General features: G+C 69.4%; 22 protein-coding genes. 11 read left to right on the forward strand and 11 right to left on the reverse strand.

The genetic code is table 11. The annotated features are described in order from the left end of the window. Positions 1 to 91 precede the first annotated feature (91 nt). Together FHW79_RS07340 and FHW79_RS07345 are read right to left on the reverse strand one after the other, a co-directional pair. Positions 92 to 2125: a PhoX family phosphatase gene (locus FHW79_RS07340; protein ID WP_183178275.1), complete on the reverse strand. Its 2034-nt coding sequence runs from the start codon at positions 2123 to 2125 to the stop codon at positions 92 to 94. Between the two features lie 136 nt (positions 2126 to 2261). Beyond that, on the reverse strand, positions 2262 to 3719 hold the full coding sequence (locus FHW79_RS07345; RefSeq protein ID WP_183178276.1) for a deoxyribodipyrimidine photo-lyase: 1458 nt from the start codon (positions 3717 to 3719) through the stop codon (positions 2262 to 2264). A 267-nt stretch (positions 3720 to 3986) separates the two neighbouring features. On the opposite strand from FHW79_RS07345, the gene FHW79_RS07350 reads away from it, so the two are divergent. Continuing rightward, entirely contained in the window at positions 3987 to 4475 is a 489-nt protein-coding gene (locus FHW79_RS07350; protein WP_103038906.1) for a fasciclin domain-containing protein, read from the forward strand. A 317-nt stretch (positions 4476 to 4792) separates the two neighbouring features. On the opposite strand, the gene FHW79_RS07355 is transcribed toward FHW79_RS07350, so the two are convergent. From FHW79_RS07355 to FHW79_RS07385, 7 genes are all read right to left on the reverse strand, one after another. Continuing rightward, positions 4793 to 5359: an EcsC family protein gene (locus FHW79_RS07355; protein WP_211108133.1), complete on the reverse strand. Its 567-nt coding sequence runs from the start codon at positions 5357 to 5359 to the stop codon at positions 4793 to 4795. A gap of 148 nt (positions 5360 to 5507) precedes the next feature. Further along, positions 5508 to 6197: a ligase-associated DNA damage response endonuclease PdeM gene (gene pdeM, locus FHW79_RS07360; RefSeq protein WP_183178277.1), complete on the reverse strand. Its 690-nt coding sequence runs from the start codon at positions 6195 to 6197 to the stop codon at positions 5508 to 5510. Continuing rightward, positions 6197 to 8662: a ligase-associated DNA damage response DEXH box helicase gene (locus tag FHW79_RS07365; RefSeq protein WP_183178278.1), complete on the reverse strand. Its 2466-nt coding sequence runs from the start codon at positions 8660 to 8662 to the stop codon at positions 6197 to 6199. Before FHW79_RS07365 ends, pdeM begins: the two co-directional genes overlap by 1 nt. A gap of 277 nt (positions 8663 to 8939) precedes the next feature. Further along, positions 8940 to 9779, reverse strand: coding sequence for a methyltransferase domain-containing protein (locus tag FHW79_RS07370; protein ID WP_183178279.1), 840 nt, complete (start codon positions 9777 to 9779; stop codon positions 8940 to 8942). Positions 9780 to 9781: 2 nt separating this feature from the next. Further along, positions 9782 to 10108 carry a hypothetical protein gene (locus FHW79_RS07375; protein ID WP_183178280.1) on the reverse strand — a complete coding sequence of 109 codons (327 nt, stop codon included), beginning with the start codon at positions 10106 to 10108 and terminating at the stop codon, positions 9782 to 9784. Positions 10109 to 10277: 169 nt separating this feature from the next. Next, positions 10278 to 10607, reverse strand: coding sequence for a hypothetical protein (locus FHW79_RS07380; protein WP_237903362.1), 330 nt, complete (start codon positions 10605 to 10607; stop codon positions 10278 to 10280). 156 nt (positions 10608 to 10763) lie between these two features. Then, positions 10764 to 11729: an alpha/beta hydrolase gene (locus tag FHW79_RS07385; RefSeq protein ID WP_183178281.1), complete on the reverse strand. Its 966-nt coding sequence runs from the start codon at positions 11727 to 11729 to the stop codon at positions 10764 to 10766. Between the two features lie 270 nt (positions 11730 to 11999). Between FHW79_RS07385 and FHW79_RS07390 the strand changes: the two genes are divergently transcribed. Together FHW79_RS07390 and FHW79_RS07395 are read left to right on the forward strand one after the other, a co-directional pair. Continuing rightward, positions 12000 to 12545, forward strand: coding sequence for a MarR family transcriptional regulator (locus tag FHW79_RS07390; RefSeq protein ID WP_183178282.1), 546 nt, complete (start codon positions 12000 to 12002; stop codon positions 12543 to 12545). Positions 12546 to 12576: 31 nt separating this feature from the next. Further along, entirely contained in the window at positions 12577 to 13746 is a 1170-nt protein-coding gene (locus FHW79_RS07395; protein ID WP_183178283.1) for a DUF2336 domain-containing protein, read from the forward strand. 1 nt (position 13747) lies between these two features. Here the strand turns inward: FHW79_RS07395 and FHW79_RS07400 are convergent, their stop codons facing one another. Beyond that, positions 13748 to 15214 carry a mechanosensitive ion channel family protein gene (locus tag FHW79_RS07400; protein ID WP_247884197.1) on the reverse strand — a complete coding sequence of 489 codons (1467 nt, stop codon included), beginning with the start codon at positions 15212 to 15214 and terminating at the stop codon, positions 13748 to 13750. A gap of 245 nt (positions 15215 to 15459) precedes the next feature. Here FHW79_RS07400 and FHW79_RS07405 point away from each other — a divergent pair, with 245 nt between their 5' ends. From FHW79_RS07405 to FHW79_RS07425, 5 genes are all read left to right on the forward strand, one after another. Further along, a complete protein-coding gene (locus FHW79_RS07405; protein WP_183178284.1) occupies positions 15460 to 15912 on the forward strand; it encodes a DUF4399 domain-containing protein in 453 nt (150 codons plus the stop codon). 21 nt (positions 15913 to 15933) lie between these two features. Next, a complete protein-coding gene (locus FHW79_RS07410; RefSeq protein WP_247884198.1) occupies positions 15934 to 16512 on the forward strand; it encodes a DUF4399 domain-containing protein in 579 nt (192 codons plus the stop codon). 19 nt (positions 16513 to 16531) lie between these two features. Next, positions 16532 to 18097 carry a DUF4384 domain-containing protein gene (locus tag FHW79_RS07415; protein ID WP_183178285.1) on the forward strand — a complete coding sequence of 522 codons (1566 nt, stop codon included), beginning with the start codon at positions 16532 to 16534 and terminating at the stop codon, positions 18095 to 18097. Between the two features lie 103 nt (positions 18098 to 18200). Beyond that, a complete protein-coding gene (locus FHW79_RS07420) occupies positions 18201 to 19082 on the forward strand; it encodes an OmpA family protein (protein WP_183178286.1) in 882 nt (293 codons plus the stop codon). 24 nt (positions 19083 to 19106) lie between these two features. Next, positions 19107 to 19433 carry a hypothetical protein gene (locus FHW79_RS07425; RefSeq protein ID WP_183178287.1) on the forward strand — a complete coding sequence of 109 codons (327 nt, stop codon included), beginning with the start codon at positions 19107 to 19109 and terminating at the stop codon, positions 19431 to 19433. 152 nt (positions 19434 to 19585) lie between these two features. On the opposite strand, the gene FHW79_RS07430 is transcribed toward FHW79_RS07425, so the two are convergent. Continuing rightward, complete coding sequence (locus FHW79_RS07430) at positions 19586 to 19810, reverse strand: DUF1150 family protein (protein WP_183178288.1); 225 nt, start codon at positions 19808 to 19810, stop codon at positions 19586 to 19588. Between the two features lie 356 nt (positions 19811 to 20166). Between FHW79_RS07430 and FHW79_RS07435 the strand changes: the two genes are divergently transcribed. The 3 genes from FHW79_RS07435 to FHW79_RS07445 all read left to right on the forward strand — a co-directional run bounded on the left by FHW79_RS07435 (position 20167) and on the right by FHW79_RS07445 (position 25986). Next, complete coding sequence (locus FHW79_RS07435) at positions 20167 to 21351, forward strand: DUF4384 domain-containing protein (protein ID WP_183178289.1); 1185 nt, start codon at positions 20167 to 20169, stop codon at positions 21349 to 21351. 77 nt (positions 21352 to 21428) lie between these two features. Next, on the forward strand, positions 21429 to 23237 hold the full coding sequence (locus FHW79_RS07440) for an adenylate/guanylate cyclase domain-containing protein (RefSeq protein WP_183178290.1): 1809 nt from the start codon (positions 21429 to 21431) through the stop codon (positions 23235 to 23237). Between the two features lie 145 nt (positions 23238 to 23382). Next, a complete protein-coding gene (locus FHW79_RS07445) occupies positions 23383 to 25986 on the forward strand; it encodes an SUMF1/EgtB/PvdO family nonheme iron enzyme (protein ID WP_183178291.1) in 2604 nt (867 codons plus the stop codon). The last annotated feature ends 124 nt before the right edge of the window (positions 25987 to 26110 follow it).

The following is a 26110-nucleotide window of genomic DNA, read 5'->3' on the forward strand; positions in this document are numbered from 1 at the left end:
CCGACACCAGACAAAGAAGAAGGGCGGCCCCGGACGCGGGGGCCGCCCTTTCAAGGCGTATCGCTGGATTATGGGACGGACGCCCGTGGGGTCAGAGACCGATCACGCCGCCATCCTTCTTGGTGATGGCGACCACCGACGGGCGCGGCGGCATGTTCGGCTTGAAGTCCGGCCAGCGGGTCGCCGGGTCCTCGAAGGAGGAGAGCTTGCCCTTGAAGCCTTCCCACTGGTCGACGCCGTCGGTGGCCGGGTGCTGCACGGCGACGAACAGGGTCCTGTCGTCGGTGGTGAAGCACGGGCCGCACATCTCCGCGCCCACCGGCACGCGGTAGAACATCTTGGACAGCCCGCGCAGGTCGCCTTCGGTTTCCACGGCCCAGACGCCGTCGGCGGTGCCGGACGCCTTCTTCCAGTTCTCGCCCTGGTCGGTGGTGATCCACAGGCGGCCGCGGTGGTCCACCGCCGCGTTGTCGGGGCAGGAGAACCAGCCGTTGGCCGAGGTGTCGGCGTGGAACTGGGCGCCGACCTTCGCGTCCGCCGGGTTGCCGCCGCGGACCAGGATCGTCCATTCCGCCTTGGTCGAGGCGTGGTTGCCGTTCTCCGGCAGGATCTCGACGATGTGGCCCCAGTTGTTCTCGGCGCGCGGGTTGGTCGCGTCCACCTGCTCCGGCTTGCGGCGGGAGTTGTTGGTGAGGATGACGTAGACCTTGCCGGTCACCGCGTTGACCTCGATGTCCTCCGGACGGTCCATCTTGGTGGCGCCCAGCGCGTCGGCGGCGAGGCGGGCGTTGATCAGGACGGTCGCCTGGTCGGGGAAGCCCTTCTCGGCGGTCAGTGGGCCCTGGCCATGGACCAGCGGCAGCCATTCGACCGAGGCGTCGGCCTTGAACTTCGCCACGTAGAGCGTCCCGGTCTCCAGGATGTCCATGTTGGCGGCGCGGTTCCTCGGGTCGAACTTCTTGGCCGCGACGAACTTGTAGACATAGTCGAACCGCTCGTCGTCGCCGGTGTAGGCGACCACGGTGCCGTCCTTGCCCAGCGCGATCTGGCAGGCCTCATGCTTGAAGCGGCCGAGCGCCGTGCGCTTCTTCGGGGTCGAGGTCGGGTCGTAGGGGTCGATCTCGACGATCCAGCCGAAGCGGTTGGACTCGTTCGGCTCCTTGGCGATGTCGAAGCGGTCGTGATAAACGCCCCAGTTGTACCATTCGCCGGGGAAGCCGTAGCGCTTCAGCACCTTGGCGTTCGGGTTGCTGTCCTCGACCTTGCCCCAGAAGTAGCCGTTGAAGTTCTCCTCCGCCGACAGCCAGGTGCCCCAGGGCGTCATGCCGCCGGAACAGTTGTTCAGCATGCCGCGGACCATGGTGCCGGTCGGGTCGTCGCTGGTCTTCATCAGGGCGTGGCCGGCGGCCGGGCCGGTGATGGCGCAGGCCGTCTCGCCGGTGATGCGGCGGTTGTAGCGGGAATCCGCCACCGTCACCCACTTGCCCTTGACCTTGCGGATCTCGACGACGGTGCCGCCGTGGGCGGCCATCTCGATGTCCACCAGCGTCTTGGTCATGCGGGCGAACTTGTCCTTCTGCTGCTCCACGCCGACGCCGGGGAACATGACCTCCTCGTCGGTGTACTCGTGGTTCACGCAGAGCAGGGCGCGGTCCGGCGACTGGGAGCCGAGCGGCAGCGGGGCGTAGCCGACGAAGTCGTTGTTGTAGCCGAACTGCTTCGACTGCGCCTCGGCGGTCTGGTTCATCGGGTCGAAGGCCGGCGCGCCGGGGACCACCGGGTCGCCCCAGCGGATCAGGATGTCGGCGTTGTAGCCGGATGCCACGTGATGGTCGGCGTCGACACCGTGCGCCACCTCCTGGAAGGAGAAGCTGGCCTTGGCCGGGCGCGAGGCGCCGGTCACGGCGGCCTCGGCGTCGCGCGGCGCGGAGAGCAGGGCGGCCGGGCCGATCAGGGCGCTGACCGCGGCGCCGCTCAGCATGCCGCGCATCATGTCGCGGCGGCCGAGGCGGGCGTTGATGACGTCGCCCATGGTCGGGTTTTCGGACGGGTTGGAGCCGATGTCCTCGCGGCCCTCGAAGGTCAGATACTTGGTGCCCTTCTGGGGCAGGTCTTGGGTGTCCATCGGTGTGCCTCGTCTCTTTCCGCAAATATATTTGGGGTTGGGCGGGCGCACCTTACCGGGGGGCTGTGACGGTTTCTTTGCACTCCCATGAAGGCGGAATGAAAACACACGGTCGGGTTTCACGACTCCGCGCCGATCAATCGTCGGCTTTCTTGATCTCCTTGAAGGCGGCCAGCGCGCGGTCGCGGGCGGTGCCGTGGTCGACGATCGGCCGCGGATAGTCCTTGCCGAGCGTGATTCCTGCCTGCCGCAGAACCTCGTCCGGGGCTTCCCAGGGCTTGTGAATCCAGCGGTTGGACAGCTTTTCCAACTCCGGCACGTAGCGCCGGACATAGGCCCCCTCCGGGTCGAACTTCTCGCCCTGGAGGATCGGGTTGAAGACGCGGAAGAAGGGAGCCGCATCGGCGCCACAGCCGGCCACCCACTGCCAGTTGCCGGCGTTGTTGGCGATGTCGGCGTCGACCAGCGTGTCCCAGAACCACGCCTCGCCCTCCTGCCAGGGGATCAGCAGGTCCTTGATGAGGAAGGAGCCGACGATCATCCGCACGCGGTTGTGCATCCAGCCGGTCTGCCAGAGCTGCCGCATGCCGGCGTCCACGATGGGATAGCCGGTGCGCCCGCGCTGCCACGCGCGCAGGCCCGCCTTGTCGGTCCGCCAGGGGAAGCGGGCGAAGCGCGCGTCCAGCGGCGTGTCGGGAATGCCCGGCTCCTCGCGCAACAGATGGTGGTTGAACTCCCGCCAGCCGAGTTCCCGCAGGAAGACCTCGGCACCGGCGGCCAGTTCATGCCGCTGGTCGGCGGCGTGGCGCGCGGCGTGCCAGATCTGCCGCGGCCCGATCTCCCCGAAGGCGAGATGCGGCGACATCGCGGAGGTTCCGTCATGGTCCGGGCGGTCGCGCTCCGCCGGGTAGGCGGCGACCGGCCCGTCCAGGAAATCGGCCAGCCGCTCGCGCGCTGCCGCCTCGCCGGGCTCCCAGCGCTCGCGCAGACCGCCGGCCCAGTCCGGCGTGGTGGGCAGCAGGCCCCAGTCCTTCAGCGATTCGCTGGACACCGGCTTGGCCGGCGGGGTCAGCTTGCCCGGCGCGCGGGTGGGGCGCGGCGGCTCCGGCATGGACAGCAGCGCCTTCCAGAAGGGCGTGAAGACCCGGAAGGGCGTGTCCGACTTGGTGCGGATGGTTCCCGGCTCGTAGAGCAGGGCAGCGTTGTGGGGGTGCACCGTCACGCCGCGCGCGGTCAGCCGCTCGCCCACCCGTCGGTCGCGGGCGATGGCGGTGGGGCCGGCGCGGCGGTTGCACAGCACGGTGTCGGCGCCGGTCTCCTCCGCCAGCGCGGCCAGCACCGCGGCGGGGTCGCCGCTGCGCAGCACCAGGGGCGAGCCGAGCTTGGCCAGCGCCTTGCCCAGCCGCTCCAGGCTGCCGTGCAGCCACCAGCGGGAGGCGCTGCCGGGAAGCCACGGATCGTGGGCGTCCTTCTCCCGGATGTAGACCGGGATGACCGGCGCCCCATCCTCCGCCGCGGCGCTCAGCGCCGGGTTGTCGGCAAGGCGAAGATCGTTGCGGAACCAGACGAGGATGGGGGATTGATCGGTCGTCATCGGCCAACTTTAAGGACATGAACAGAAGAACGGGCATGCCAAAACGCCGCAGCCAATGACCACGGTCAATGGCTCTTGCTACGCGGCGCCGATTGCTCCGGATCACCGCGGCGGCAAAAATTTTTCCTGGGGAAATCCTATTGACCGCGATTTCCGCGCCGCTATTTCCGCCTTCGCTGCCACGACGTGGAGCCGGAGGCACGGCGGCCGACGGCGCCGGTTCCACGGTCGGGGGAGGAACGAGACGCCATCAACGGAGGAAACCACATGTCCCGCCTGTCACGCCTGCTGACCGCCGCCACCGTCGCTCTGCCGCTGTCCCTCGCCGCCCTCTCCGCGAAGGCGGCGGACATCGTGGACACCGCCGTGTCGGCGGGCCAGTTCAAGACGCTGGTCCAGGCCGTCCAGGCCGCCGGCCTCGCGGACACGCTGAAGGGCAGCGGTCCCTTCACCGTCTTCGCCCCGACCGACGAGGCCTTCGCCAAGCTGCCCGCCGGCACCGTCGAAAATCTTTTGAAACCGGAGAACCGCGAGAAGCTCCGCTCCGTACTCACCTATCATGTGGTGTCGGGCAAGGTGACCTCGGCCGATATCGCCGGCAAGACGGCATCGCCGAAGACCGTGCAGGGCACCACCGTGGATATCGACGCGACGAAGGGCGGCGTGATGGTGGACAACGCGAAGGTCGTGAAGCCCGACATCATGGCGTCCAACGGCGTCATCCACGTGATCGATACGGTCATGATGCCGAACTGACGTTCTGCTTTTTCATCGAGGTCCCTCCTGCCGGACGTTTCACCGCCGGTTCCGGCAGGACCACTCGCCCGGAGAGTTCCCCCGACTCTCCGGGCTTTTCTTAGAACGAAACTCTTAGATCTTATTTTTATCTGCAAGCCACCGCTCTTGATACGCTCTTCTCGCTGCCCATCCGACATCGCGAATATATGACCCATTAACGGCAGCCCCAACACCAGCTCCGATTATAGGAATTGCCTGTAGAGCTTTTCTTTTTGTGAGGTTAATTCCTAATTGCTTAGCTAAACTACGCAGTGCAACAAGCGCTGCTTCTCGGCTTAATGTCTGCTCAGCAGCCACTTCGGCCATTTTTTCCATGTTTGTCGAACAAGAGTAATTTGGAGGCTTCTTAAGGTTGCAATAGCCGCTGTCTTCTCCGCCATCGTGTTCGCCCCAGCAGCTCCCAATACGGAAAGCACAAATTGCTTCTCCGTTTCGTTTGTAATGTTGTAGCCATAGCTGTTTCCTATAGCTCTAATGGTTCTGAGAGACAGTGTTACTATCGCAGGGACATCGACTGGAATGCCGTATAAGCCTGCAGCACCAGTTGCTCCCCCTTCTGTGACAGCGTAACCAATCGCCCAGTTATGTACCGAATCTGCATCCAAGTCCAATTCTTCTAGTTCTTTTTCTTGAATGAACTCATTTGATTTTGTTGGTATTGTTTGCTTCGCAATCCAGTCAGAGGCGTGTATGGCTCCTTCTATTGCAGATGATGGAATAATCTTATTAAAGGCCCATGTAATGGGAGAGATGGCGGCGCCAAATAACTCACCAACGACACTTGGCTCCTGATTTTTCCAATCTAATATTGCAAGGTGCTGAGATTTTTCATATTCATTCATTTCTGAGCTCGTTCATCTTGGAGGGTGGTTTCGTTTGTATGCATTTCCGGCGATGTTGAAAATTCTACCAAATGGAATATTTTTTTGGCAACTTGGAATGATTTTTTGAATTCGAAATTTCATTCCAAATTCATTCTAAAACGTTAAGTTACTTCCTATCGGGAGCGAGGCGGCTGCGCGGGAAGCGGTGGACCTTGCCCCGGGCCAGCAGATGCACCTCAAACCGCGCCGCCAGCAGGCCGGACACCGCCGGGTCCAGCACGTTCAGCCCGCCCGCAAAGGCGCCGAAGGCCGGCAGGATCAGCTTTCCCCCGTCGAAGGCGAAGCAGCGCTCCCGCACCCGCCGGCCCGGCACGACGACGGCGGCCACCGGGTGCAGATGCCCCGACAACTCGCCCACGGCGCCGGGCACCGCCTCGTGCCGGAAGGTCAGCGGGCCGAGCGCCAGCTCGTCCAGGATGCGCCCGCCGAACCCCTCCGGCGGTTCCGGATCGTGGTTGCCGGTGACCCACAGCCAGTCGGTCACCCGCCCGGTCAGGTCGCGCAGCCGCGCCACGTCCCCGGCCTCCATGCGGCTCGCCGCGCGGCGGTCGTGGAAGCTGTCGCCTAGGCAGATCACCCGTTCGGGGGCCAACCGCTCCACCAGCTCCGCCAACCGGCCGAGCGTTGCCCGCGTGTCGTAGGGCGGCAGCATCCGCCCGCGCGCGGCGAAGGCGGAGCCCTTCTCCAGATGCAGGTCGGCGACCACCAGCGTGCGCTCCGCCGGCCAGACCAGCGCGCCGGAGGGATCGGGGGCCAGCGCGGCGCCCCGCAGGGTCATCGTCGTGTCCATGCTCATCACAACGTCAGCCGGCCCTGCTCATCACGGGGCGAACCGAGTTCCGGCATCGCCTCGGCCACCAGATCGGCGGCGGCCTGCTCCAGAAGTTCGTCGGTGGCGGAACCGTCCACCCGTTCCCGCCCGATCTCCAGGATGACCGGCACGGCGAGGGGCGAGATGCGGTCGAGGTTCTTGTGGGTGATGCGGCCCTTCACCCGGATCAGGAAATCCGACAGGCGCCGCACGTCGGTCAGCCCGCCCGCCGCGTCGGCGCGGGTGGCGCGCAGCAGGACATGGCCGGGGTCGTGCTTGCGCAGCACGTCGTAGATCAGGTCGGAGGAGAAGGTGACCTGCCGCCCCGACTTCTCCTGACCGGGATGGCGGCGGTCGATCACCCCGGTGATCAGCGCCACGTTGCGGAAGGTCCGGCGCAGCATCGAGGACTCGTCCATCCAGGCTTCCAGATCGTCGCCCAGCATGTCCTGGTCGAACAGCCCGTCCATATCCTTGGGCGTGCGCAGCGACCAGATGGCCAGCACGTAATCGGTGGCGACGAAGCCGAGCGGGCCGCAGCCCATCCGCTCCATCCGGCGGGTCAGCAGCATCCCCAGCGTCTGGTGCGCGTTCCTCCCCTCGAAGGCGTAGACGACGAGGAAGCGCTTGCCCGCCTTGGGGAAGCTCTCGACCAGCAGCCCGTTGCGCGCCGGCAGGACGGAGCGCCAGCGCTGGAGCCGCAGCCATTCCTGAACGTCCTCCGGCAGGCCGGGCCACTGCGCCGGGTCGGCCAGCATGGCGCGCACCCGGTCGGCCAGCGCCGTGGTCAGCGGCAGCCGCCCGCCGGCATAGGCCGGGACCTTCGGCTCCCCGGTGCCGCCCTTGGCGACCTGCGCCTCCATCTCGCGGATGCCGAGGAACTTCAGCAGCTGGCCGGCGAAGACGAAGGTGTCGCCGGGGGTGAGGCCCTGGATGAAATGCTCCTCCACCTCGCCCAGCACCGGGCCGCGGCTCAGGCGGACGCGCAGCATGGCCTCCTGCGTGATGGTGCCGACGTTCATGCGGTATTGCCGCGCCACCGCCGGCCCGGTCACCGCCATGCGCCCGTCCTCGCGCAGCTTGAGCCGGTGGAAGCGCTCGTAATTGCCGAGCGCGTAGCCGCCGGTCGCCACGAAGTCCAGCACGTCGTCGAACTCGTCCCGCGACAGCCCGGCGTAGGGGGCGGCGCGGACCACCTCGTCGTACAGGTCGTCGGGCCGGTAGGGCTCGGCGCAGGCCATGCCGAGCATGTGTTGAGCCAGCACGTCCAGCCCGCCGGGGCGGGGCCGCTCGCCGTCCAGGCTCATGGCCGCCACAGCGTCGAGCGCGGCGCGGCATTCCAGCACCTCGAACCGGTTGGCGGGGACGAGCAGGGCGCGGCTCGGCTCGTCCAGCCGGTGGTTGGCGCGGCCGATGCGCTGGACCAGCCGGCTCGCCCCCTTCGGAGCGCCGATCTGCACCACCAGATCGACCGCCGCCCAGTCGATGCCGAGGTCGAGCGAGGAGGTCGCCACCACCGCCCGCAGCTTGCCCGCCGCCATGGCGGCCTCGACCTTGCGCCGCTGCTCCGCCGCCAGCGAGCCGTGGTGGAGCGCGATGGGCAGGGTGTCGTCGTTGAGGCGCCAGAGTTCCTGGAAGACCAGCTCCGCCTGGGCGCGGGTGTTGACGAAGACCAGCGTGGTGCGGTGGGCGCGGATGCGCTGGTACACCTCCTTCAGCGCGTGCATGGCCATGCGCCCGGACCAGGGCAGCCGCTCGCGCGTCGTCAGGATCTCCACCTCGGCGGAGGCTCCGGCCCGCCCGGTGACCAGCCGCACGTCGCCGCCATCCGCATGCCCGGTCTTGGACAGCCAAGCGAGCAGCCGCGCCGGCTCCGCCACCGTGGCCGACAGCCCGACCCGCCGGGCCTGCGGCGCCAGCCGGGACAGCCGCGCCAGCCCCAGGGCCAGCAGGTCGCCGCGCTTGGTCCCGGCAAGCGCGTGCAACTCGTCGATGATGACGCAGCGCAGGTGCCGGAAGATCGTCGCCGCGTCGGCGTAGGCGATCATCAGCGCCAGACTTTCCGGCGTCGTCATCAGGATGTGCGGCGGGTTGGCCCGCTGCCGCCGCCGCTTGGATTCGGGCGTGTCGCCGGTGCGCGTCTCGGTGCGGATGGGCAGCCGCATCTCGGCGACGGGCTCCTCCAGATTGCGCTGGATGTCCACCGCGAGCGCCTTCAGCGGCGAGATGTAGAGCGTGTGCAGCCCCTCACGCGGGCGCTCGGCCAGATCGATCAGCGACGGCAGGAAGCCGGCCAGCGTCTTGCCGCCGCCGGTCGGCGCGATCAGCAGGGCGCTGTCCCCGGCCGCCGCGGCCTCGACCATGGCGAGCTGGTGCGGGTGCGGCGCCCAGCCCCGCGACCGGAACCAGCCCTGGACGTTGGCGGGGAGGAGGGGGGAGGGGAAGGACATGGAGGACCGAATGGTTCGCTGAGACCGGAAAGAATAGTGTCGCGAATCGAACGGAGCAAGAACGAGAGCGCTTTTGCGTCCCGTTGACGGCTTTCGGATGCCGGACAGGTTGGGCCCGTCGGCACGCAACATCCAGAGGAATGCGTGGGCACGCTCAACTGGGAATATGGCTCGGTGGAGTGGCTGCGGCACTTGGGCGCGCGGTCGGGGTGGAGAGGTTTTGCCCCCACCCGACCCTCCCCCGCTGACGCAGAGGAGGGGATGATTTGCAGGGAAATCAGGCGCCAGTGATGATGCGGACGTGGATGGGCAGGGGGATCGTGCCGGCTTGCGCCTGAGCGTCGAAGCGGCGGGTCACCTCGGCGTCCAGGGCGGCGCGCTGTTTGGCGGTGAGGTCGTGCAGGCGGTGGCCGAAGCTCATCTCCAGCGTGGCGCGCCAGAAGGGCTGGCCCTGGGGGGCCTTGCGGACCGGGGTGATGTCGGTCTCGGTCACCGTGGCGAAGCCGGCGGCGCGCAGGGCCTCCGCCAAAAGGCCGGGGGCGGCGAAGCGGAACAGCGGGTCCAGGCTGCGGTCCTCGCCCAATTGGGCGGCGACGGCCTCGCCCACCGTGTCGAACAGGGCGTTGCCGGCGCGCGGCCCCCAGACCATGAAGCCCGCCCGCCCGCCGGGGCGCAGAACGCGGCGCAGTTCGGCCAGGGCCGCCGCCACGTCGGGGACGAACATGATGCCGAAACGGCAGGTCACCCGGTCGAAGCTCTCCGCGGCGAAGGGCAGGGCGGTCATGTCGGCGGCGGCGAAGGCCGGGCGCGCTCCGTCGGCGATCCCCGCGGCGCGGCGCCGGGCGCCGGCCATCATGCCGGGCACGAGGTCGCTGCCCACCACCAGCCCGTCCGGACCTGTCCGCAACGCGGCGCTCAGCGCCGGTTCGCCGGCGCCGGAGGCGAGGTCCAGCACCCGGTCGCCCGCCGTCACCCCGGCGGCGTCGAGCAGGGGCTGGTTCAGCTTGTCGGCCAGATCGGCCATCGGGTCGGCCCAGCGGTCCCAGGCGTCGGCGCTGGCGGTCCAGCGGGCGCGCTCGGCGTCGCCGTCGATGGGGCAGGTGGACAAGTCGGGCATGGTCAGTGAAGAAGCCTTGCGGTGCCGGTGATGCGGGGAGCGGAGTCCGCGTCGCGCAGCCGCTCGTTCAGCGCCGTGACCTCCTCCGCCAGCCTGCGGTTCGCCTCGGTCAGGGACTGGATGCGGCCCTCGGCGGCCTGCTGCTGGACGTTCAGGGTGGCGACGGTCTCCGCAAGCTTGCGGATTTGTTGCGATTGGCGGGCGCCGCCCTCATTGACGCTGCGGCGGATCGAGCCGACGGCGGCGAGCACGATGACGCTGACCGTCGCGCCCGTCAGAAGGGCGGCGATGGCCAGAGCCCAGATCCAATCCCCCGTTGGCACTTCCATGACCGAAGCCGCCCCCGCGTTGCGTCCGAACCACCGGCGGCGCCCCTCCGGTGAACCAATGGTTCAGCATCCGACGAATTGCCGGGCTGGTCAAGCCGGGCACCGGAACGGCAAAAGGCCCAGCCGTTGCCGGCCGGGCCTTTCGTGAAACCGGGGTTGCGCTCCGCGGTCAGGCAACGGTGTCGTCGACCGGGCGGGCGGCCTTGGCACGCATGTCCTTCAGGTGGTCACCGAAGGCGCGCAGGACCGGCATGATCCGCTGCATCTGGTCCGACGTGACATGGGCGTCGGTCTTCAGGACGATGGTCGGCGCCTCCGACATCAGGCGCTTGGAGCGCATCGGTCCGACCTTGTCGTCCATGAACATGGACAGCCCCATCAGAATGCCGAGCGTCACGTCATCGGGCGCCTTGGGCAGAGCCAGCACATCGTGCAGCTCGTTGAGGAGGGTGTAGGCGACGATGGACGTGCGTTCGATGGTGTCAACGTCGGCGGCCATGGACATCGGCGTAATCCTTGAGGCGCTGAAAGTGTGCGATATGGCCGAAGGTTAGCGCTTGGATCGTAACCAAACTGTTAACCATCCCTCACCCGAGTCGCCACGAGTCGCTTTTTTCGAGTCGCAATCCCCGGTCGCCGAATTGGAAGAGTCGACTCATGTAACCGCGTGAGTCGACTTGGCGGTCAGCGCTCGTTCCACCCGCGCGATGGCGGCCATCACCGCGTCCGGGCGGGCGTGCTGCGGCATATGCCCGGTGTCCGCCAGCAGATGCAGCGTCGATCCGGCCACCGCGTTGTGCAGCTGCACCGCGTGGGCGTGGGGATCGACGATGCGGTCCTCCCGTCCCGCGACGACCGATATCGGGCAGCGGATCTCGGAATAGCGGGGTGCCATCGCCGCCACGCCCGGAATCAACGCGGCAAGCTGGGCGGCGGCGGCCTCCAACTGCGTCGGGCGCAGCAGAAGGTCGGGGGGCAACTCGTTGTAGCTGGGCGGAACGGGGTTCGGTTCGAAGATGCGGCGCATCATCGCCGGCAGGATCAGCCGGTCCAGCGGCGGCAGGACGGTGTGGCTGAGCAGCGGACCGGCCACCGGAATGGCCGGCCCCATCATGGGGAGGAAGTCGAGCCGCGGGGTCGGATGGGTGAAGGCGGACAGGATGACCAGACCGCCGATCTCTTCCGGGAAATCCAGCGCCCAGGCCAACGCCACCGCCCCGGCCAGCGAGTGGCCGACGACGATGGGGCGCTCCAGCCCCAGCTTGCGGGTGGCGGCGCGCAGCAGCGCGGCCTGGGCGGCGGGACCGGCGTCGCGCCGTGGCGTCGCCTCGCTGTAGCCATGGCCGGGGCGGTCGAAGCAGACGCAGCGCCGGTGCCGGGCCGCCTCGTCCAGGACGCTCAGCGCCCAGTCGTCGGCGGTGGTGCCGTTGCCGTGCAGGAACACCACGGGCGGCGCTGCGCCGTCTTTCGGCCCGTGGTCGAGGTAATGCAGGCGGGTGCCGCCGACGCTCATGAAACGGCCGGTCGGCGGGTGTTCCCGCTCCGCCCGGTTGGTGCGGCGGCGGGTGTCCAGCCACAGGCCGGCCAGCAGACCGGCCGCGAGAGCCAAGCCGCTGCGCATCAGCGGACCCTCCAAGTGCACGCTTGCGGTGCGACGGAACAGCGTGTGGGATGCGGCATGGCCGGCCTCCTCCATGTTGCGGGAACAGGGGTGCAACAGGAGGTGGGTGGGGCGGTTCCGGCGCGCAGGGCCGCCATGTCTCAACATTGTTTCCACAAATTAAACTAAAATCTTATCATTCTGTGGACACAAGGACGGGAGAACCGTCCATCGTTCGGAATTGGATCGACGCCATACCATGAAGCTTTTTTCCAAAGCGGGAGTATCGCGATGAGCGCCGCCGCCAAGCAGCAGCCGACCCCAGCCGTGCCGGAGAAAGCCACGCCGGACAGCGCCGCCACGGCGGGCGCGTCGCTGCCCGCCGTATACACCGACCTTGGCCGCATCATCGAGAGCATGACCCGGCGATTCCTGGATGTGCTGCGGATGGAGCTGGCGCGGATCGGGATCGACGACCTCAGCCCCGGCCAAGCCCTGATGCTGATCAACATCGGCGGCGAGGAGTTGTCGGTGCGCGACCTGCTGGAGCGCGGCTACTATCTCGGCTCCAACGCCTCCTACAACCTGAAGCATTTGGTGGAGGCGGGCTATGTCGACCGCTCCGCCTCGCAGCGCGACCGGCGCACGGCGCGGCTCCGCCTGTCGGAGCGCGGGTTGAAGCTGTGCGAGGCGTTGCGCGGGCTGGAGGCCGTCCGGGGCGAGGCGTTGATCCGCAGCGACGAGGAAGCCGCCGATCTGGAGACGACATACCGCACGTTGCGCCGATTGGAGCGGACGTGGAGCGATCTGATCCGCTACGATACGCCGGAGTATTGATCCCGAGCGTCCGTTCCGGAAGACCCAGCGCATGTCACAGCGGTCCCTGAGCCAGAAGGATGTCGAGCGCCTGCTGGCGGCACCCGACGCCCAGGCGCGCATCGACACCATGACCCATCTGGTGCGCGACCTGGAGGCGGGGGACCTCGCCGAGGCGGAGCGGGCGCTGGCCATGGACATCCTGCAACGCTTCGCCGCCGACGCGGTGACCGCCGTGCGCGAGGCGGTGGCGTGGCAGATCCACAACTCCTCCCTGCTGACGGAGGGGCTGGCGGAGAAGCTGGCCCGCGACGTCGACCGGGTGGCCTTTCCCATCCTGCGCCACGCGGAAAAGCTCAGCGAAGGCTTGCTCCTGGACATCCTGCGCGAACGGCGTCCGGCGAAGGAGCTGGCCATCGCCGGGCGCCGCTCCGTCTCGCCCGCGGTGTCCGACGCGCTGGTGCGCAACGGCAACGTCATCGTCATCACCGAGCTTCTGCGCAACCGCGGCGCCGTCATTCCGGAACCGTCCCTGCACAGCGTGCTCGACCGCTGGGGCCGCGTCGCCACGGTGAACGAGGCGATGGCGGCACGCCCCGACCTGTCGGCGGCGGTGGTGGAGAAGCTGATCCTCTTCGTGTCGGAGGAGATCCGCAACCGGCTGATCCGCAGCCACCGGCTCAACCCCCGCCTGATCGGCATCCTGGTCGAGCGGGCGCGGGAGGCGGCGACCCTGCTCCTGCTCAAGCCGCTGACCCCGCGCGAGGCGGACGTCGAGTTGCTCGCCCGCCACCTGCTGATCCGCGGGCGGCTGTCGGCGCCGCTGCTCTTCCGCGCGCTGTGCGCCGGGGAAATCGCGCTGTTCGACGCCGGGATCGCGGTGCGCGCTAACCTGCCGCCGGAGAACGCCCGTCAGCTCGCCTGGGACGGCGGGCCGCACGCGCTGAAGGGGCTGTTCGCCAAGGCCGGCCTGTCCTTCACCCTGCTGAAGCCCTTCCGCGTCGCCATCGCGGTGGCGAAGGCGCTGGACTACCGGGGCGGCGACGAGGGGCGCGAGCGCTTCCAGACGGAGGCCATCGCCACCCTGTTCGACGCCTGCGGCAACAGCCAGGACCGCGAGATCGACGATTTGCTGCTGCAACTGTTCGACCAGACCTCGGCGGAGGTGATCGAAAAGGCGCTGGAGCAGGCGGGGATGCCCTTCTCTCCACTGAGCACCTGAATCACAGGCTGAAGAAGGTTTTCAGGCGGGCCAGCAGGTCATGCTCGGTCGCCGTCTGGGTCACGGCGGCGGGGGCGCTGGCCCGGCGGTGGGCGTCGTTGCGGCGCTGGCGCAGGCCCATCAGGTCGGCCAGCCGGGCGGCCAGCTCCGGACGGCGGCGCAGGACGGGGTCGAGCGCCTCCTTGTCCAGCTCGTAGACCACGGCGTCGGTGTTGGCGATCACCGACGCGCTGCGCGGCTGGCCGGTCAGCAGCGACATTTCCCCAAAGACGTCGCCCGGCCCCATGTGGTCGAGCAGAAGCGTCCGCCCCCCGAAGACCCCGCGCACGTCCAGCGCGCCCTCGGCCACCAGGAAGAGGGAGGTCCCGGTCTCGTCCTGGCGCACCACCGCCTCCCCGGCGGCGACGTGGCGCAGATGCATGCCGGACGCCAGCTCATCGATCTCCTCAGGGCGGAAGGCGGCGAACAGGTCCACATGGGACAGCAGGTCCCGCCCCAGCCCCAGCGCCGAACAGGGCGGCGGGCGGTTGCTGCGGCGGCGCATCTCCTGCTTGGGGCTGGCCGGCTCCAGCCCGGCGCGGGCCAGATGCTCCAGGATGGTGGTCGCCACGGCGTCACGGGTCGCGGCCAGACGGGAATAATCCGCCACCCAGAAACGCGCCTGATAGGTGACGCCGTTCAGGGTGATCGAGTCCACCACCACGTCGGGCCGCGGCTCGGTGGGGACGGCGTCGCAGCAGACGATGGCCGACAGAATGATCCGCTTGGCGCGGGCTACCGGCACTTCGGCGTCGAGCGTCACCGGCACCCCGGCGCGGAAGCCGCTGCCGGGCTGGCTGTAGTTGGTGATGCGGTTGCCCGCGGCCAGCCCGTTCGGCACCACCAGCGCCGTGCCGTCCAGCGTCACCAGCCGTGTGGCCCGCCAGTTGATCTCGTCCACCCGCCCGGTGACGCCGGGGGTCAGCTCCACCCAGTCGCCGATGCGGTAGGGATGCTCGACGTTCAGAGCGATGCCGGAGAAGATGTCGGCGATCATGTTGCGCAGCGCGAAGCCCAGCACCGCGATGACCACGCCGGAGGTGGCGACCAGCCCGGTCACCGGCTGGCCCAGCACGAAGGCCAGGATGCCCAGCACCGCCAGCCCGTAGAGCAGCGCGCGCAGCAGGTCGGTCAGCAGGCGCGGCATCGGCGTGGCGCGGGCGTTGCGCGCCACCACGAGGTCGATGACCCGCGACCCCAGCCACGCCGCCCCCAGCCACGCCGCCGCGGCGAGCAGCGAGGCCAACGCGTCCGCCACCATGACGCCCGCGATTGGGGTGATGTGGCCGGACAGCCAGGGGCGCTGCCCTGCCAGACCGGCCGCCCCCAGGGTCAGCAGCGCCGGGGCCAGCAGATGGCGCAGGCCGAGGCGCGGCGGCGCACCGGTGGGTCCGACGGGAAGCGGGGCGAGGCGGGATGAATCGGGCATGCGGGACCGGCAACCTCCTGCCCCGTGACCTTCGCACCGCGAGCGGAACCGTCAAGCCCAAAATAGGAATAGGCGAAGCGGCCCCGGTCTTCGCGCAAAGTGGGGTGACCGCGGATCGCCTCCGCTCCTTAATATTCGGGGGGTGGGGAGAGAAAGGATGAGGTCCGAAAGACCGCGAACATTGTCCGCTCACCAAGCATAAGATTGAAATTCCCAAAGAGAAGAGCCAGAAGAGCGAGGTGTCCATGCCTCACGCCGCCATGATCGTGGCGGCCGCGCTGCTCCTGTTGCCTGGCGCGGCGTCGGCCCAAAGCGCGAACGCTCAGAGCACGAACGGACGGGAGAAGGCGCCGGAGGGAGCGCGCGCCTACATCATGTGGCCGTCCAACGGCACCACCATCTCCGGCGGAAAGCTGTGGGTCCGCATGGGCTTGCAGAACATGGGCATCGCCCCGGCCGGCATCCGCAAGGAGGACACCGGGCACCACCACCTGCTGGTGGACTCCGATCTCGCCACCTACGACGAACCGATCCCAAACACCAAGCAGTCGCTGCATTTCGGCGGCGGCCAGACGGAGGTGCGGCTGGAGCTGCCGCCGGGCCGGCACACGCTCCAGATGATCCTGGGCGACGCGGACCATGTGCCGCACGACCCGCCGATCATGTCGCAGAAGATCACCATCATCGTGCCGCAATAAGAGCCCGACAGGGAGGACGTCATGATGCGCAACGCCGCCGTCCCGGTTTTTCTGGCCGTCCTGCTCGCCGCCGGGCCGCTGGCCGCGCAGTCGTCGCCGGAGGCCGACCCGCTCGACAAGCCGCTGTCCGACACCACCAACACGCCGCAGCCGGCCAGCCCGGGGCACGAGCATGAAAGCACCCCCTCCACCCCCGACGCGGCGAAGTCCGGGCGGACGGCGGCGGCGAAGGACGCCTACATCTACATCGGCTGGCCCAACGACGGGGAGGTGGTGAGGGGCCGCTTCAAGGTGTGGTTCGGCCTGCGCAACTTCGGCGTCGCTCCAGCGGGCGTGCGAAAGGACAACACCGGGCACCATCACCTGCTGGTCGACGCCGACCTGCCGCCGATGGACGAGCCGATCCCCAACAACCGCAACTACATCCATTTCGGCAAGGGCCAGACAGAAACCTACCTGGAGCTGCCGCCGGGCCGGCACACGCTCCAGCTTCTGATGGGCGATGCGGAGCACATCCCGCACGACCCGCCGATCCTGTCCAAGAAGATCACCATCACCGTGCGTCCGGGCGGCGACAGCACGCGCGTGTCGGTCCGCTGAACGTCCAGGGAGTGAGGCCATGGGATTTGTCCGGTGCACCGGTTTCGCGAGGGTGGCGGCGGCCGCATCGCTCCTTCTGATGGGAGCCTGCGTCACCTCGGGCGAACAGGCGACCCTGGTCCAGAAGCCGAAGACCCCGCCGGTGCGCACCGTGTCCAACTTCAGCGAGGCGTTGCGCTGCATGGACACGCTGATGTGGAACCATGGCAAGCGCGACATCTTCATCACCTCCAACGGCATCCCCGACGCCACGGGGCGGGTGGCCGGCGGCACCAAGGAGATGCTGATCACCGCCGTGTCGCGCATGTCGGAGCGGTCGAACGCCTTCCGCTTCGTCGATTTCGAGCCGACGCTGGACGACGTGAACGCGCTTTACTGGATGATCGGGGTGCAGCCCAACTTCCGCGCGCCGTCCTACTACGTGCGTGGCGCCATCACCCAGCTCGACGACAATGTGGTGAGCGAAGCGGCGAGCGCCGGCATCTCCCTGCCAACCTTCGACCTGGGCATCTCCGCCGATCAGGTGATGTCGGTGATCTCGGTGGATCTGAACATCGGCGAGCTGGCGACCCGCCAGATCATCCCCGGCCTGTCGGCCAGCAATTCGCTCGCCATCATCTCGTCGGGCAAGGGGGCGGACGCCGGGGCGGTGATCGGCAAGGCCGGCCTGTCCTTCAACGTCTCGCTCAACAAGTCCGAAGGGCTGCATCAGGCGGTGCGCACGCTGATCGAGCTCAGCACGATCGAGGTGCTGGGGAAGATGACCCGCACCCCCTACTGGCAGTGCCTGGGCATCGACCACACCAACCCGGCCTTCGCCGGGCAGGCGCGCGACTGGTTCGACGGCATGGCGCCGTCGCAGCGCGTCGCCTACGTCCAGCGCGTCCTGCTGGCCGAGGGCTATTACGACGGTCCGGACAGCGGCCAGCTCGACGAACGCACCCGTGACGCGATTTCCCGCTATCAGGCGGACAACGACCTGATCGCCACGGGGCGCATCGACTTCGACCTCTACCAGCGCATGCTCGCCCAGCCGAGTGGGCAGAAAGGGCCGGGGGCGCCGCGCCTGCAATCGGTGTCGAACGCCGGCGGGGAGGGGCTGCCGCGCGCCACGCCGGCACCGGCCGGGGCGCCGCCCGACCTGGTCCTCAGCTCCGACCGCGGGCCGCAGCCACGCTACCGCGCCGGGGAGGCGCTGGTGGTCAAGGTGCAGCCGACGGCCAATGGCTTCGTCTATTGCTACTACCAGGACGCCGCCGGGTCGGTGGCCCGCATCTTCCCCAACCGCTTCCAGCCCGACAGCTTCGTCCAGGCCAACCAGCAGGTCGAGGTGCCGCCGGGGGCGCAGAAGCCCTTCAACCTGCGCATGGATCGTCCAGGCGCCTCCGAGACCATCGCCTGCGTCGTCTCGCCCGACGAACTCGGGACCCGCATCGCCGACCGCTACAAGACCGAGGACCTTCAGCCCATCCCCGGCGCGACGCTGGCGGACGTGGTGGGCGCCTACGGCAGCATCCAGGGGACCACCGTGCGCAGCCGGCAGATGGCCGTGCAGGTTCTGCCCGCCGTGTCCGCTCAACGATAGGGATTGTGGACCGGCTCACAGCGCGGGGGTGGGGGACGGGGATAGAGAAGGGGGCAGCCGAACACCACGCCAGATCATGGCGCCGAATCATGGGAGACCAGCGATGCCGCGACCGACCTCCAAGACCATCGCCCGACGGCTGAACGGCGTGGCGCTTCCCGCTCTGGCCCTGCCGATGATCGCCCTGGCCTGCATGGCGGTTCCCGCGCGGGCGCAGACCGTCGAGGGCTCCGGCGGCAACCGGGTCATGATGTTCGAGCGTCCGCCGACCGTGGACGAACTGCGCGAGGCGGTGAAGCCCGGCCCGGCGGCGGCTCCTGCGGCGGACGGCAGCGAGCAGCCGAAGATCCGCACCCGCAGCATCGAGATCATCGGCGGCGGCATGAACAGCGCCAACCGCCCGCGCCCGACCGACAGTGTCAACTACGGCGCGCCCGCTCAACAGCAGCAGATGACGCCGCAGCAAAGCTACAGCCCGCCGACCGCCCCGGTGGCGCAGCCGGAACCGGCGCCCCAGCCCAAGCCCAAGCGCGCGCCCGTGCAGGAGGCTGCGGCCCCGCCCGTCGCCCCGCCGCCGGCCGCGCCGCGCCGTTCCAATGGCGTGCAGCCGGCCACGCTGTCCGCGCCGGAGACCCCGGCGGAGACCCGCCCGGCCAACGGCTTCGGCTTCCGCATCAACTTCGCCTTCAACTCCGCCGACGTTCCGAAGGAGTTCTATTCCTATGTCGACGCGGTGGGCGGGCTGATGTCGCAGGACCCGCAACTCCGCCTCGTCATCGAGGGGCACACCGACGCGGTGGGAAGCGAGCAGTACAACCTTGCCCTTTCCGAGCGCCGGGCCGTGTCGGTGGGCGAGTATCTGGTGCGCGTCCACCACATCGAGCCGCAGCGCATCGCCATCGCCGGCCTGGGCAAGAGCCAGCCGCTGACCCCCGATCCGACCGACAGCCGCAACCGGCGCGTCGAGTTCCGGCCCATCCAGTGATCGAGAGGGAAGGGAGGGCGCGCCATGGTCCGGAAACTCCTTCTCCTGGTGGCGGTCGCGGCGCTCCCCCTCGTGGGTGGCGCCGCCGACGCGACGGTGGTCCGCAAGAAGAGCAGCGACGCGGGCGTGCAGCCCGGCGGCCTCGACGTCGGGGTCCCCAAGGGCCGCGTGCGCATCCAGTGCTGGCAGGACGGCGAGAAGATCATCGACGAGACGGATTTGAACGTGTTGTCGCTCAGCGTCGCCAGTCAGTTGAACGCGCTGCGCTTCCGCCGGGCGGGCGAGCCGGAGAACAGCCTCGCCATCGTGACGCGGAACCGGACGTCGTGCCTGTTGAGCCCGAAGGGATGAGTTGAGTGCCTTGCCCCCATCCCGACCCTCCCCCGCTTCGCAGGGGAGGGTATTGGCATTGCACGCACGAAAAGTCCCTCCCCTGCGCAGCGGGGGAGGGAGGGGACCCGCGAAGCGGGGAGGGTGGGGGCAACACCTTGCCCCCGGACTCCTCAATGCACGCTGACCAGCTCCATCCCATGCTCCTGGAGCGTCGCCCCCGCCGACGCGCGGTCGGTGTCCAGCCACAGGCAGCTGCCGTCCGCGGCGTACACGGCGTAGGCGGGCTGGCCGTCGAGCTCCACCGACCGCAGATAGGCGATCTCCAGGATTCCATGACGGGCGAAGCGGTCGTCGAAGCCTTCGGTGGCGTCGGCTTTGGGGCGGCGGGCGGTCATGGTCTGTCTCCTCGGGCGCTGGGACGGACCAACGGGGCGCCGGTCCTGCCGGGCACTCTAGGGGGCTGGACCGGGCCGCGCTGTGGAGCCCGCCACACCCGGTACGTCGGAGGGTGCCCAACTCCTGCGCAACTTTGTGCTGCGCCTCACAGCGGCCGCCGTCTTCCCCCGTCTAGCCTCGACGGACCGGCAAATTGGCCGGCGCGCATCATTTCGGAGGTCCGACCATGCCCGTCCGTTCACGGCGTCCGCCCTTCTTTGGGCCGGGTCCGCAGCCCCGTCCTTCCCCCTTCGCCGCCTGGACAGGCGTCCGGGAAACGCCAATGATTCCGCGATCCCCGCCGGTGGAGGCCAGCATGGCGCACAGGACCCTGAGCGGACTCGTGGCGGCGGCCCTGTCCCTGGCCGCCGTCGGAGTGGTCGGCGTCACCGCCGGCCGCGCAGCGGCGGAGCAGGCGGTGGTCGTCGCCTCCACCGCCCCGGGCTACGCGCAGGGGCAACTGGTTCCCGATGGCGCGGCGGTCACCGTGCCGGACGGCGCCAACGCCATGTTCCTGTTCGCCAACGGACGCATGCTGCGGATCAAGGGACCGTTCGAAGGGCCGCTGGACCGCATGCCCGACGCTTCGGGTTGGGGCGGAGTCGGCAGCCTCGTCGGTGGGGAGCGCTTCTTCCAGACCGACCTGGGCGCCGCCCGCGCGGTCGGCGCGCCGATGCAGAAGGGGGAGGAGCAGGTCTTTACCGTCGACCCTGGCCGCCCCGGCACGCAATGCGTGAAGTCCGGCGGCACGGTGCTGCTGCGCAAGCCCGCCGACCCGGCGCTGATCCCCGCCACCCTGCGTGCGGAAGGGCGCGAGGCCGCGGCCACGCTGCGTTGGGACAAGGGAACGGCGATGCCCTGGCCGCGCGAGCTGCCGATGGGCGACGGCACCGCCGTCTCCGTCGCCGGGCCGGACGGACGGGTGCGCCACAGCCTGACCCTGCGCGTGATCGCCGCCGAAGGCGTCGGGTCGGGGCAGGGCGCGGAACTGGCCGTCCGGCTGGCCGGCGCCGGCTGCGCGGCGCAGGCGGCGGCCCTGCTCGACCCGGTGCGGGACAGCGTGGCGCCGCTGAACCTCTATCTCGCCACAGACCGCGGCCTCTACCCGACCTACCGGTCCGGGGAGACGGTGACGTTGGTGCTCCAGACGAACCGGGACGCGCATCTCTACTGCTATCTGCGCAACACGCGCGGCCAGTTGACTCCGATCTACCCGCCGGGGCCGTCGGCCAGTTCGCTGCTGGAGGGGCACCATACCCTGACGTTGGCCGGCGACCGCATGCCGGTGCCGCTGCGCGCGGCGGAGCGGTCGGGGAGCCTGTCCGCCGACCAAGAGGTTCGCTGCTTCGCCGCCGGACGCGATCTCGGCGCCGACCTGCCGGGTCGGCAGGACGCCTTCCGGCCCCTGACCGACGAGGCAGCGGCCCGGCTGGAGCGGACGCTCGCCACGCTGAAGCAGACCGAACTGGTGATGGCGCAGGTGATCCTGCGCGTGGAGTGAGGGCGCCGCCGTTGGGGACATCGGGGGGCAGGCTGGATTGGGCGAAAGCCCCGTGGCTTGCCAAGGGGCTTATGGGATTGGCCGCGGTTGTCGGCGTGTCGGCGGCGGCGCTGGGGCTGACCCGGCTGGTGCCGCCCCTGCGCTCCGCCGACGAGAGCTTCCGCGACCTCGCCATCGCCTACTTCACGCCCCCCGCCCCGCAGCATCCCGGCATCGTGCTGGTCACGCTGGGGGAGGACCTGTTCGCCTCGCTGGCCTGCCGGTCGCCGGTCGACCGCGGCTTCCTCGCCGATCTGGTGGGGACGCTGGAGGCGGCGGGGGTGCGGGCGATCGGGCTGGACATCCTGTTCGACCAGCCGACACTGCCGGCGCTCGACGAGCGGCTGCGCCAGCGCATCCAGCGCGCCACGGTGCCGGTGGTCGCCATCACCGCGCTCGGCGACACGCCGCTGACGGAGGAGCAGCGCCGCTACCTCGGGCGGTTCCTCGACGGCATCCCGCACGGCCACGCCAACCTCGCCAAGGACCGGCTGGACGGCACGGTGCGCTGGCATGTGCCGCGCGGGCCCGACGGGCTGCCCAGCTTCCCGGCGCGGCTGGCCCAGTTCGCCGGCGGAGCGGCGGGGGAGGCGGCGATCCCGGCCGAGCCCTTCCGCATCGACTGGCACGCCCGCCCGTCGCCGGACACGCCCCCCTTCCCGACTTATCCGGCGGACATGGTGGGGATGCTGCCGCGCGGCTGGCTGGCCGGGCGGATCGCCGTGGTCGGCACCGTCCTGGTCGGGGTGGATCAGCACCGCACACCGCTGTCGGTCGCCGGCCTGTCCACGCCGGGGGTGGAGATCCAGGCCCACGCGCTGGCCCAGATCCTGGACGGGCGTACCAGCCGCGACCTGTCCGACGGCTCGGTGGTCGCACTGGTGTTGGCGCTGAGCGCTGCGGGGGTGGCGCTGGCGCTGGCCGGCTGGCCGGTGTGGCTGCTGGTGCCGGCCAGCCTGCTCGGGCTGCTGGGGCTGTGGGCGGCGGCGCTGGCGCTGTTCGCCCAGGGTGGGCCGCTGGTGGCGATGATGGCGCCCTCGGCGGCGTGGCTGGGCGGCATCGCCGCGATGACCGCGCATCTGTCGCTGAAGGAGCGCACCGACCGCCGCAGCCTGATGCAGCTGTTCGCCAACCACGTCTCCCAGCCCGTCGCCGACGAGATCTGGCGGGAACGCGCGACCTTTCTGGCCGGCGGGCGCCCGCGCCCGCAGGAGCTGACCGCCACCGTCTTCTTCTCCGACATCGAAGGCTTCACCACCGTCTGCGAGGCGCTGGAGCCGGAACCGCTGATCCTCTGGCTGGAGGGCTATCTCGACGCCATGGTGCGGGTGGTGGCGGCGCATGACGGCATCGTTCTGCGCTTCATCGGCGACGCCATCCTGGCGGTCTTCGGCGCCCCCGTCGCCCGCACCACCCAGGCGGAGATCGACGCCGACGCCGAGCGCGCCGTGCGCTGCGCCATCCAGATGGGACGGGAGCTTCGGGAGCTGAACCAGCGCTGGCAGGCGGAGGGGCTGCCGGCCATCGGCATCCGCGTCGGCATCCACACCGGGCCGCTGGTGGCGGGCAGCCTGGGCGGGCTGCGGCACATGGAATATTCGCTGCTCGGCGACACCGCCAACACGGCGGCCCGGCTGGAGGCGTTGGGCAAGACGGTGGACATGCGCTCCTCGCCCCATTGCCGGATCGTCATCGGGGAACCGACCTGGACAGCGGTGCAGGGCAAGGTGGCCGGGTTGCCGGTCGGGGAGATGGCGCTGAAGGGCAAGCGCAAGGCGGTCCGCGCCTGGCTGGTCCTCGACCGGGAGGGGGAGGAGGTGCGGCCCGCGGCGGAGGCTGGGGAGTAATCACCCATTCTCCGTATTCGGGATTAGGCTGAATGAACGCTTGGTGCGCAGGAATCGAAATATTAAGATCGGCTAATTGGCAATTTTATGCCGACGGGTGCCGGGTATGGGGTGCGCAACCGCCTTCCCACCATGGAGCCGGCCGATGTTCGACGGACCCTTGACGCAGCGTTGTTCGGGCGCAGGCCTCTGGTCGTTCGCCCTCGTCCTGCTGTTGGTGGGCCTTTTTGGCTGGGCACCGGGCGCGGCCGCCCAATCCCCGTCCTCCCAGCCTCCACCACCCCAGGCCTCCCAGTCCCCGGAGAAGCGCATCGCGCTGGTCGTCGGCATCGGCAAGTACGAATTCGCCCCCGAACTCCAGAACCCGGTGAACGACGCCAAGGCCATCGCTGAGGCCCTGCGCAAGCTCCAGTTCGACGTGGACGAGAAGTTCGACATGGACAACCGCGGCTTCGAGCGGGCGCTGCGCGATTTCGGCATCCGCGCCTCGCAGGCCGACGTGGCTGTGATCTTCTACGCCGGGCACGGCATCCAGGTGGGCGGCAACAACTACATCGTCCCGGCCGACGCCAGGCTGGAGCGCGAGCGCGACCTCGTCTACGAGGCGATGCCGCTGAACCTGATGATGGGCGAGCTGTCGCAGGCGCGCAAGCTGGGCATCCTGATGCTCGATTCCTGCCGCAACAACCCCTTCGTCGACCGGCTGAAGCAGGCCGGGCAGAACCGCATCCAGGTCAATTACGGCTTCGCCCGCGTCGACGACACGCCCAGCGACACGCTGGTCGCCATGGCCACCCGCGCCGACCAGCTGGCCGAGGACGGGCAGGGCGACCACAGCCCCTACACCGACGCCCTGCTCCAGCACCTCCAGACGCCGGGGCTGGAGTTGAGCCTGTTCTTCCGCAACGTGCGCGACACCGTGCGGCAGGCGACCAACGGGCGGCAGGAGCCTTACATCTTCGGCTCGCTGGGGGCGGCGCCCTTCTACTTCAACCCGCGCCCGCCGAACCGTCCGCCTGTGCTCGGCGAGATCCGCCCGCTGGAGCTGTCCGACCGCGCCGACCCCGAGCCGCTGCGCATCGGGCGCCCGACCGACCCGGACGACGACCAGCTCTTCGCCCAGATCTCCGGCCTGCCGCGCGGCGGCAGCGTGCGCATCGGCGACCGCATCGTGCTGATCGGCGACTACCTGACCGTGGAGCAGCTCGCCGCCACCAGCTTCAAGCCGGACGCGACGATGGTGGGCGACGCCGGGCGCTTCGACTTCGCGATCATGGACGGGCGGGGCGGCGTGGTGCGGGGCGGCGTGGCGATCACCATCAAGCCGAGCAACCGTGAGCCGGTGGTGGCCGGCGCGCGCACCATCCGCGCCCTGCCGAATCGCTTGGCCATCGAGGCGCCGGTGGACCCCGACGGCGACCCGCTGACCATCACCGTCACCGCCGTGCCCGACCGTGGCAAGGTGCGCGACGGCGCCACCCTGATCCGTCCCGGCGACCGCCTGCCGGCCGAGGGGCTGACCCGTCTGACCTTCGACCCGGAGCAGGAGCGGGCAGGGGCGGCTGGCGCCTTCACCTATCAGGTGGAGGACGGCAAGGGCGGCAAGGCCATCGGCACGGTGACGCTGGAGATCGCTCCTCCGGGCGCCGCTCCGGCGGCTCCGGCGCTTGAGGAATCGCTGTGGCAGATGGTCAAGGGGAGCCGCGAGCCTGCCGACTTCGAGGCCTTCCTGCGGCTGTTCGGCAATGGCAGCTACGCCAAGCCGGCGCGGGAGAAGCTGGGCGCGCTCGCCCCCGCCGCCAAGCCGCCGCAGGTCGCCGCGGCGCCTCAACCACCGCCTGCCCAGTCGGCGCCTCAACCACTGCCGGCCCAGTCGGCGCCTCCTCCGGTCCCGGCCCCGGCCCCGGCTCCAGTCGTCGAAGCGGCGGCACCGCCCCCGCCGACGCCTCCTCAGGCGGCCCCGGCGCCGGAACAGGTGGCCGCGGCCCCCCCGAGCGGCAACGGCAACAGCGCGGTGCGCAACCACAGCAAGTCCGCCAGCTTTCAGGATTGCAAGGATTGCCCGGTGATGGTGCGGATTGCGCCGGGCAGCTTCAGCATGGGCAGCGACCAGGGCGACCGCTCCGAACGTCCGGTGCACAAGGTCACCATCGCCAAACCCTTCGCGCTCGGCGCCTACGAGGTGACGGTGGCCGAGTGGCGCGCCTGCGTGGAGGGCGGCGGCTGCACCGGTGGCATGCCGCGCATGACCAAGCCCACCGACAGCACCCCGATCCACAACATCTCCTGGCTGGAGGCCCAGGCCTACGTGAAGTGGCTGAGCCAGAAGACCGGCCAGCGCTACCGCCTGCCGTCCGAGGCGGAGTGGGAGTACGCGGCGCGCGGCGGCACGACCGGCCGCTATTGGTGGGAGGGGCAGACCGGGACGCTCGCCAACTGCAAGGACTGCGGCGGCGCGCAGGAGCGGCTCACCCCGGCCTCGGTCGGCAGCTACAAGCCGAACCCCTTCGGCCTGCACGACATGAACGGCGGCGTGGCGGAGTGGGTCGCCGACTGCTGGCACGCCGACTACGCGGGCGCGCCGACGGACGGCAGCGCCTGGACGTCCACCAACTGCCGGGAGCGCGTGCTGCGCGGCGGGTCCTGGCGGGGCGGCTTGGCCGACATCACCGACACGGCGCGGCTGTTCTACGATCCCGACGTGCGGTACCTGAACAACGGGGTGAGGGTGCTGCGGGAGTTAAATTGAGGAGTGGTTGGGTCGGGCCCCCACCCTAACATTACAGTTGCGCCTTACGCTTGTGGGCTTGGTTGGCGATGGCCTGATGGCATCGTCTCCAAGCTGACCATGCGATGACGGCAGCGGGCTCGAT

It is taken from the genome of Azospirillum sp. OGB3, from assembly GCF_014192915.1.
In the GTDB taxonomy this organism is placed as follows: domain Bacteria; phylum Pseudomonadota; class Alphaproteobacteria; order Azospirillales; family Azospirillaceae; genus Azospirillum.

Bases quoted from the DNA above. Each gene is read 5' to 3' on its own strand.
- FHW79_RS07385 (WP_183178281.1), bottom strand. From the start codon at position 11,729: ATGCGCAGCGGCTTGGCTCTCGCGGCCGGTCTGCTGGCCGGCCTGTGG.
- FHW79_RS07340 (WP_183178275.1), bottom strand. From the start codon at position 2,125: ATGGACACCCAAGACCTGCCCCAGAAGGGCACCAAGTATCTGACCTTC.
- FHW79_RS07425 (WP_183178287.1), top strand. From the start codon at position 19,107: ATGGTCCGGAAACTCCTTCTCCTGGTGGCGGTCGCGGCGCTCCCCCTC.
- FHW79_RS07355 (WP_211108133.1), bottom strand. From the start codon at position 5,359: ATGAATGAATATGAAAAATCTCAGCACCTTGCAATATTAGATTGGAAA.
- FHW79_RS07395 (WP_183178283.1), top strand. From the start codon at position 12,577: ATGTCACAGCGGTCCCTGAGCCAGAAGGATGTCGAGCGCCTGCTGGCG.
- FHW79_RS07400 (WP_247884197.1), bottom strand. From the start codon at position 15,214: ATGCCCGATTCATCCCGCCTCGCCCCGCTTCCCGTCGGACCCACCGGT.
- FHW79_RS07405 (WP_183178284.1), top strand. From the start codon at position 15,460: ATGCCTCACGCCGCCATGATCGTGGCGGCCGCGCTGCTCCTGTTGCCT.
- FHW79_RS07435 (WP_183178289.1), top strand. From the start codon at position 20,167: ATGGCGCACAGGACCCTGAGCGGACTCGTGGCGGCGGCCCTGTCCCTG.
- pdeM (WP_183178277.1), bottom strand. From the start codon at position 6,197: ATGAGCATGGACACGACGATGACCCTGCGGGGCGCCGCGCTGGCCCCC.
- FHW79_RS07375 (WP_183178280.1), bottom strand. From the start codon at position 10,108: ATGGAAGTGCCAACGGGGGATTGGATCTGGGCTCTGGCCATCGCCGCC.
- FHW79_RS07365 (WP_183178278.1), bottom strand. From the start codon at position 8,662: ATGTCCTTCCCCTCCCCCCTCCTCCCCGCCAACGTCCAGGGCTGGTTC.
- FHW79_RS07345 (WP_183178276.1), bottom strand. From the start codon at position 3,719: ATGACGACCGATCAATCCCCCATCCTCGTCTGGTTCCGCAACGATCTT.
- FHW79_RS07410 (WP_247884198.1), top strand. From the start codon at position 15,934: ATGATGCGCAACGCCGCCGTCCCGGTTTTTCTGGCCGTCCTGCTCGCC.
- FHW79_RS07420 (WP_183178286.1), top strand. From the start codon at position 18,201: ATGCCGCGACCGACCTCCAAGACCATCGCCCGACGGCTGAACGGCGTG.
- FHW79_RS07415 (WP_183178285.1), top strand. From the start codon at position 16,532: ATGGGATTTGTCCGGTGCACCGGTTTCGCGAGGGTGGCGGCGGCCGCA.
- FHW79_RS07380 (WP_237903362.1), bottom strand. From the start codon at position 10,607: ATGGCCGCCGACGTTGACACCATCGAACGCACGTCCATCGTCGCCTAC.
- FHW79_RS07370 (WP_183178279.1), bottom strand. From the start codon at position 9,779: ATGCCCGACTTGTCCACCTGCCCCATCGACGGCGACGCCGAGCGCGCC.
- FHW79_RS07390 (WP_183178282.1), top strand. From the start codon at position 12,000: ATGAGCGCCGCCGCCAAGCAGCAGCCGACCCCAGCCGTGCCGGAGAAA.
- FHW79_RS07350 (WP_103038906.1), top strand. From the start codon at position 3,987: ATGTCCCGCCTGTCACGCCTGCTGACCGCCGCCACCGTCGCTCTGCCG.
- FHW79_RS07445 (WP_183178291.1), top strand. From the start codon at position 23,383: ATGTTCGACGGACCCTTGACGCAGCGTTGTTCGGGCGCAGGCCTCTGG.
- FHW79_RS07430 (WP_183178288.1), bottom strand. From the start codon at position 19,810: ATGACCGCCCGCCGCCCCAAAGCCGACGCCACCGAAGGCTTCGACGAC.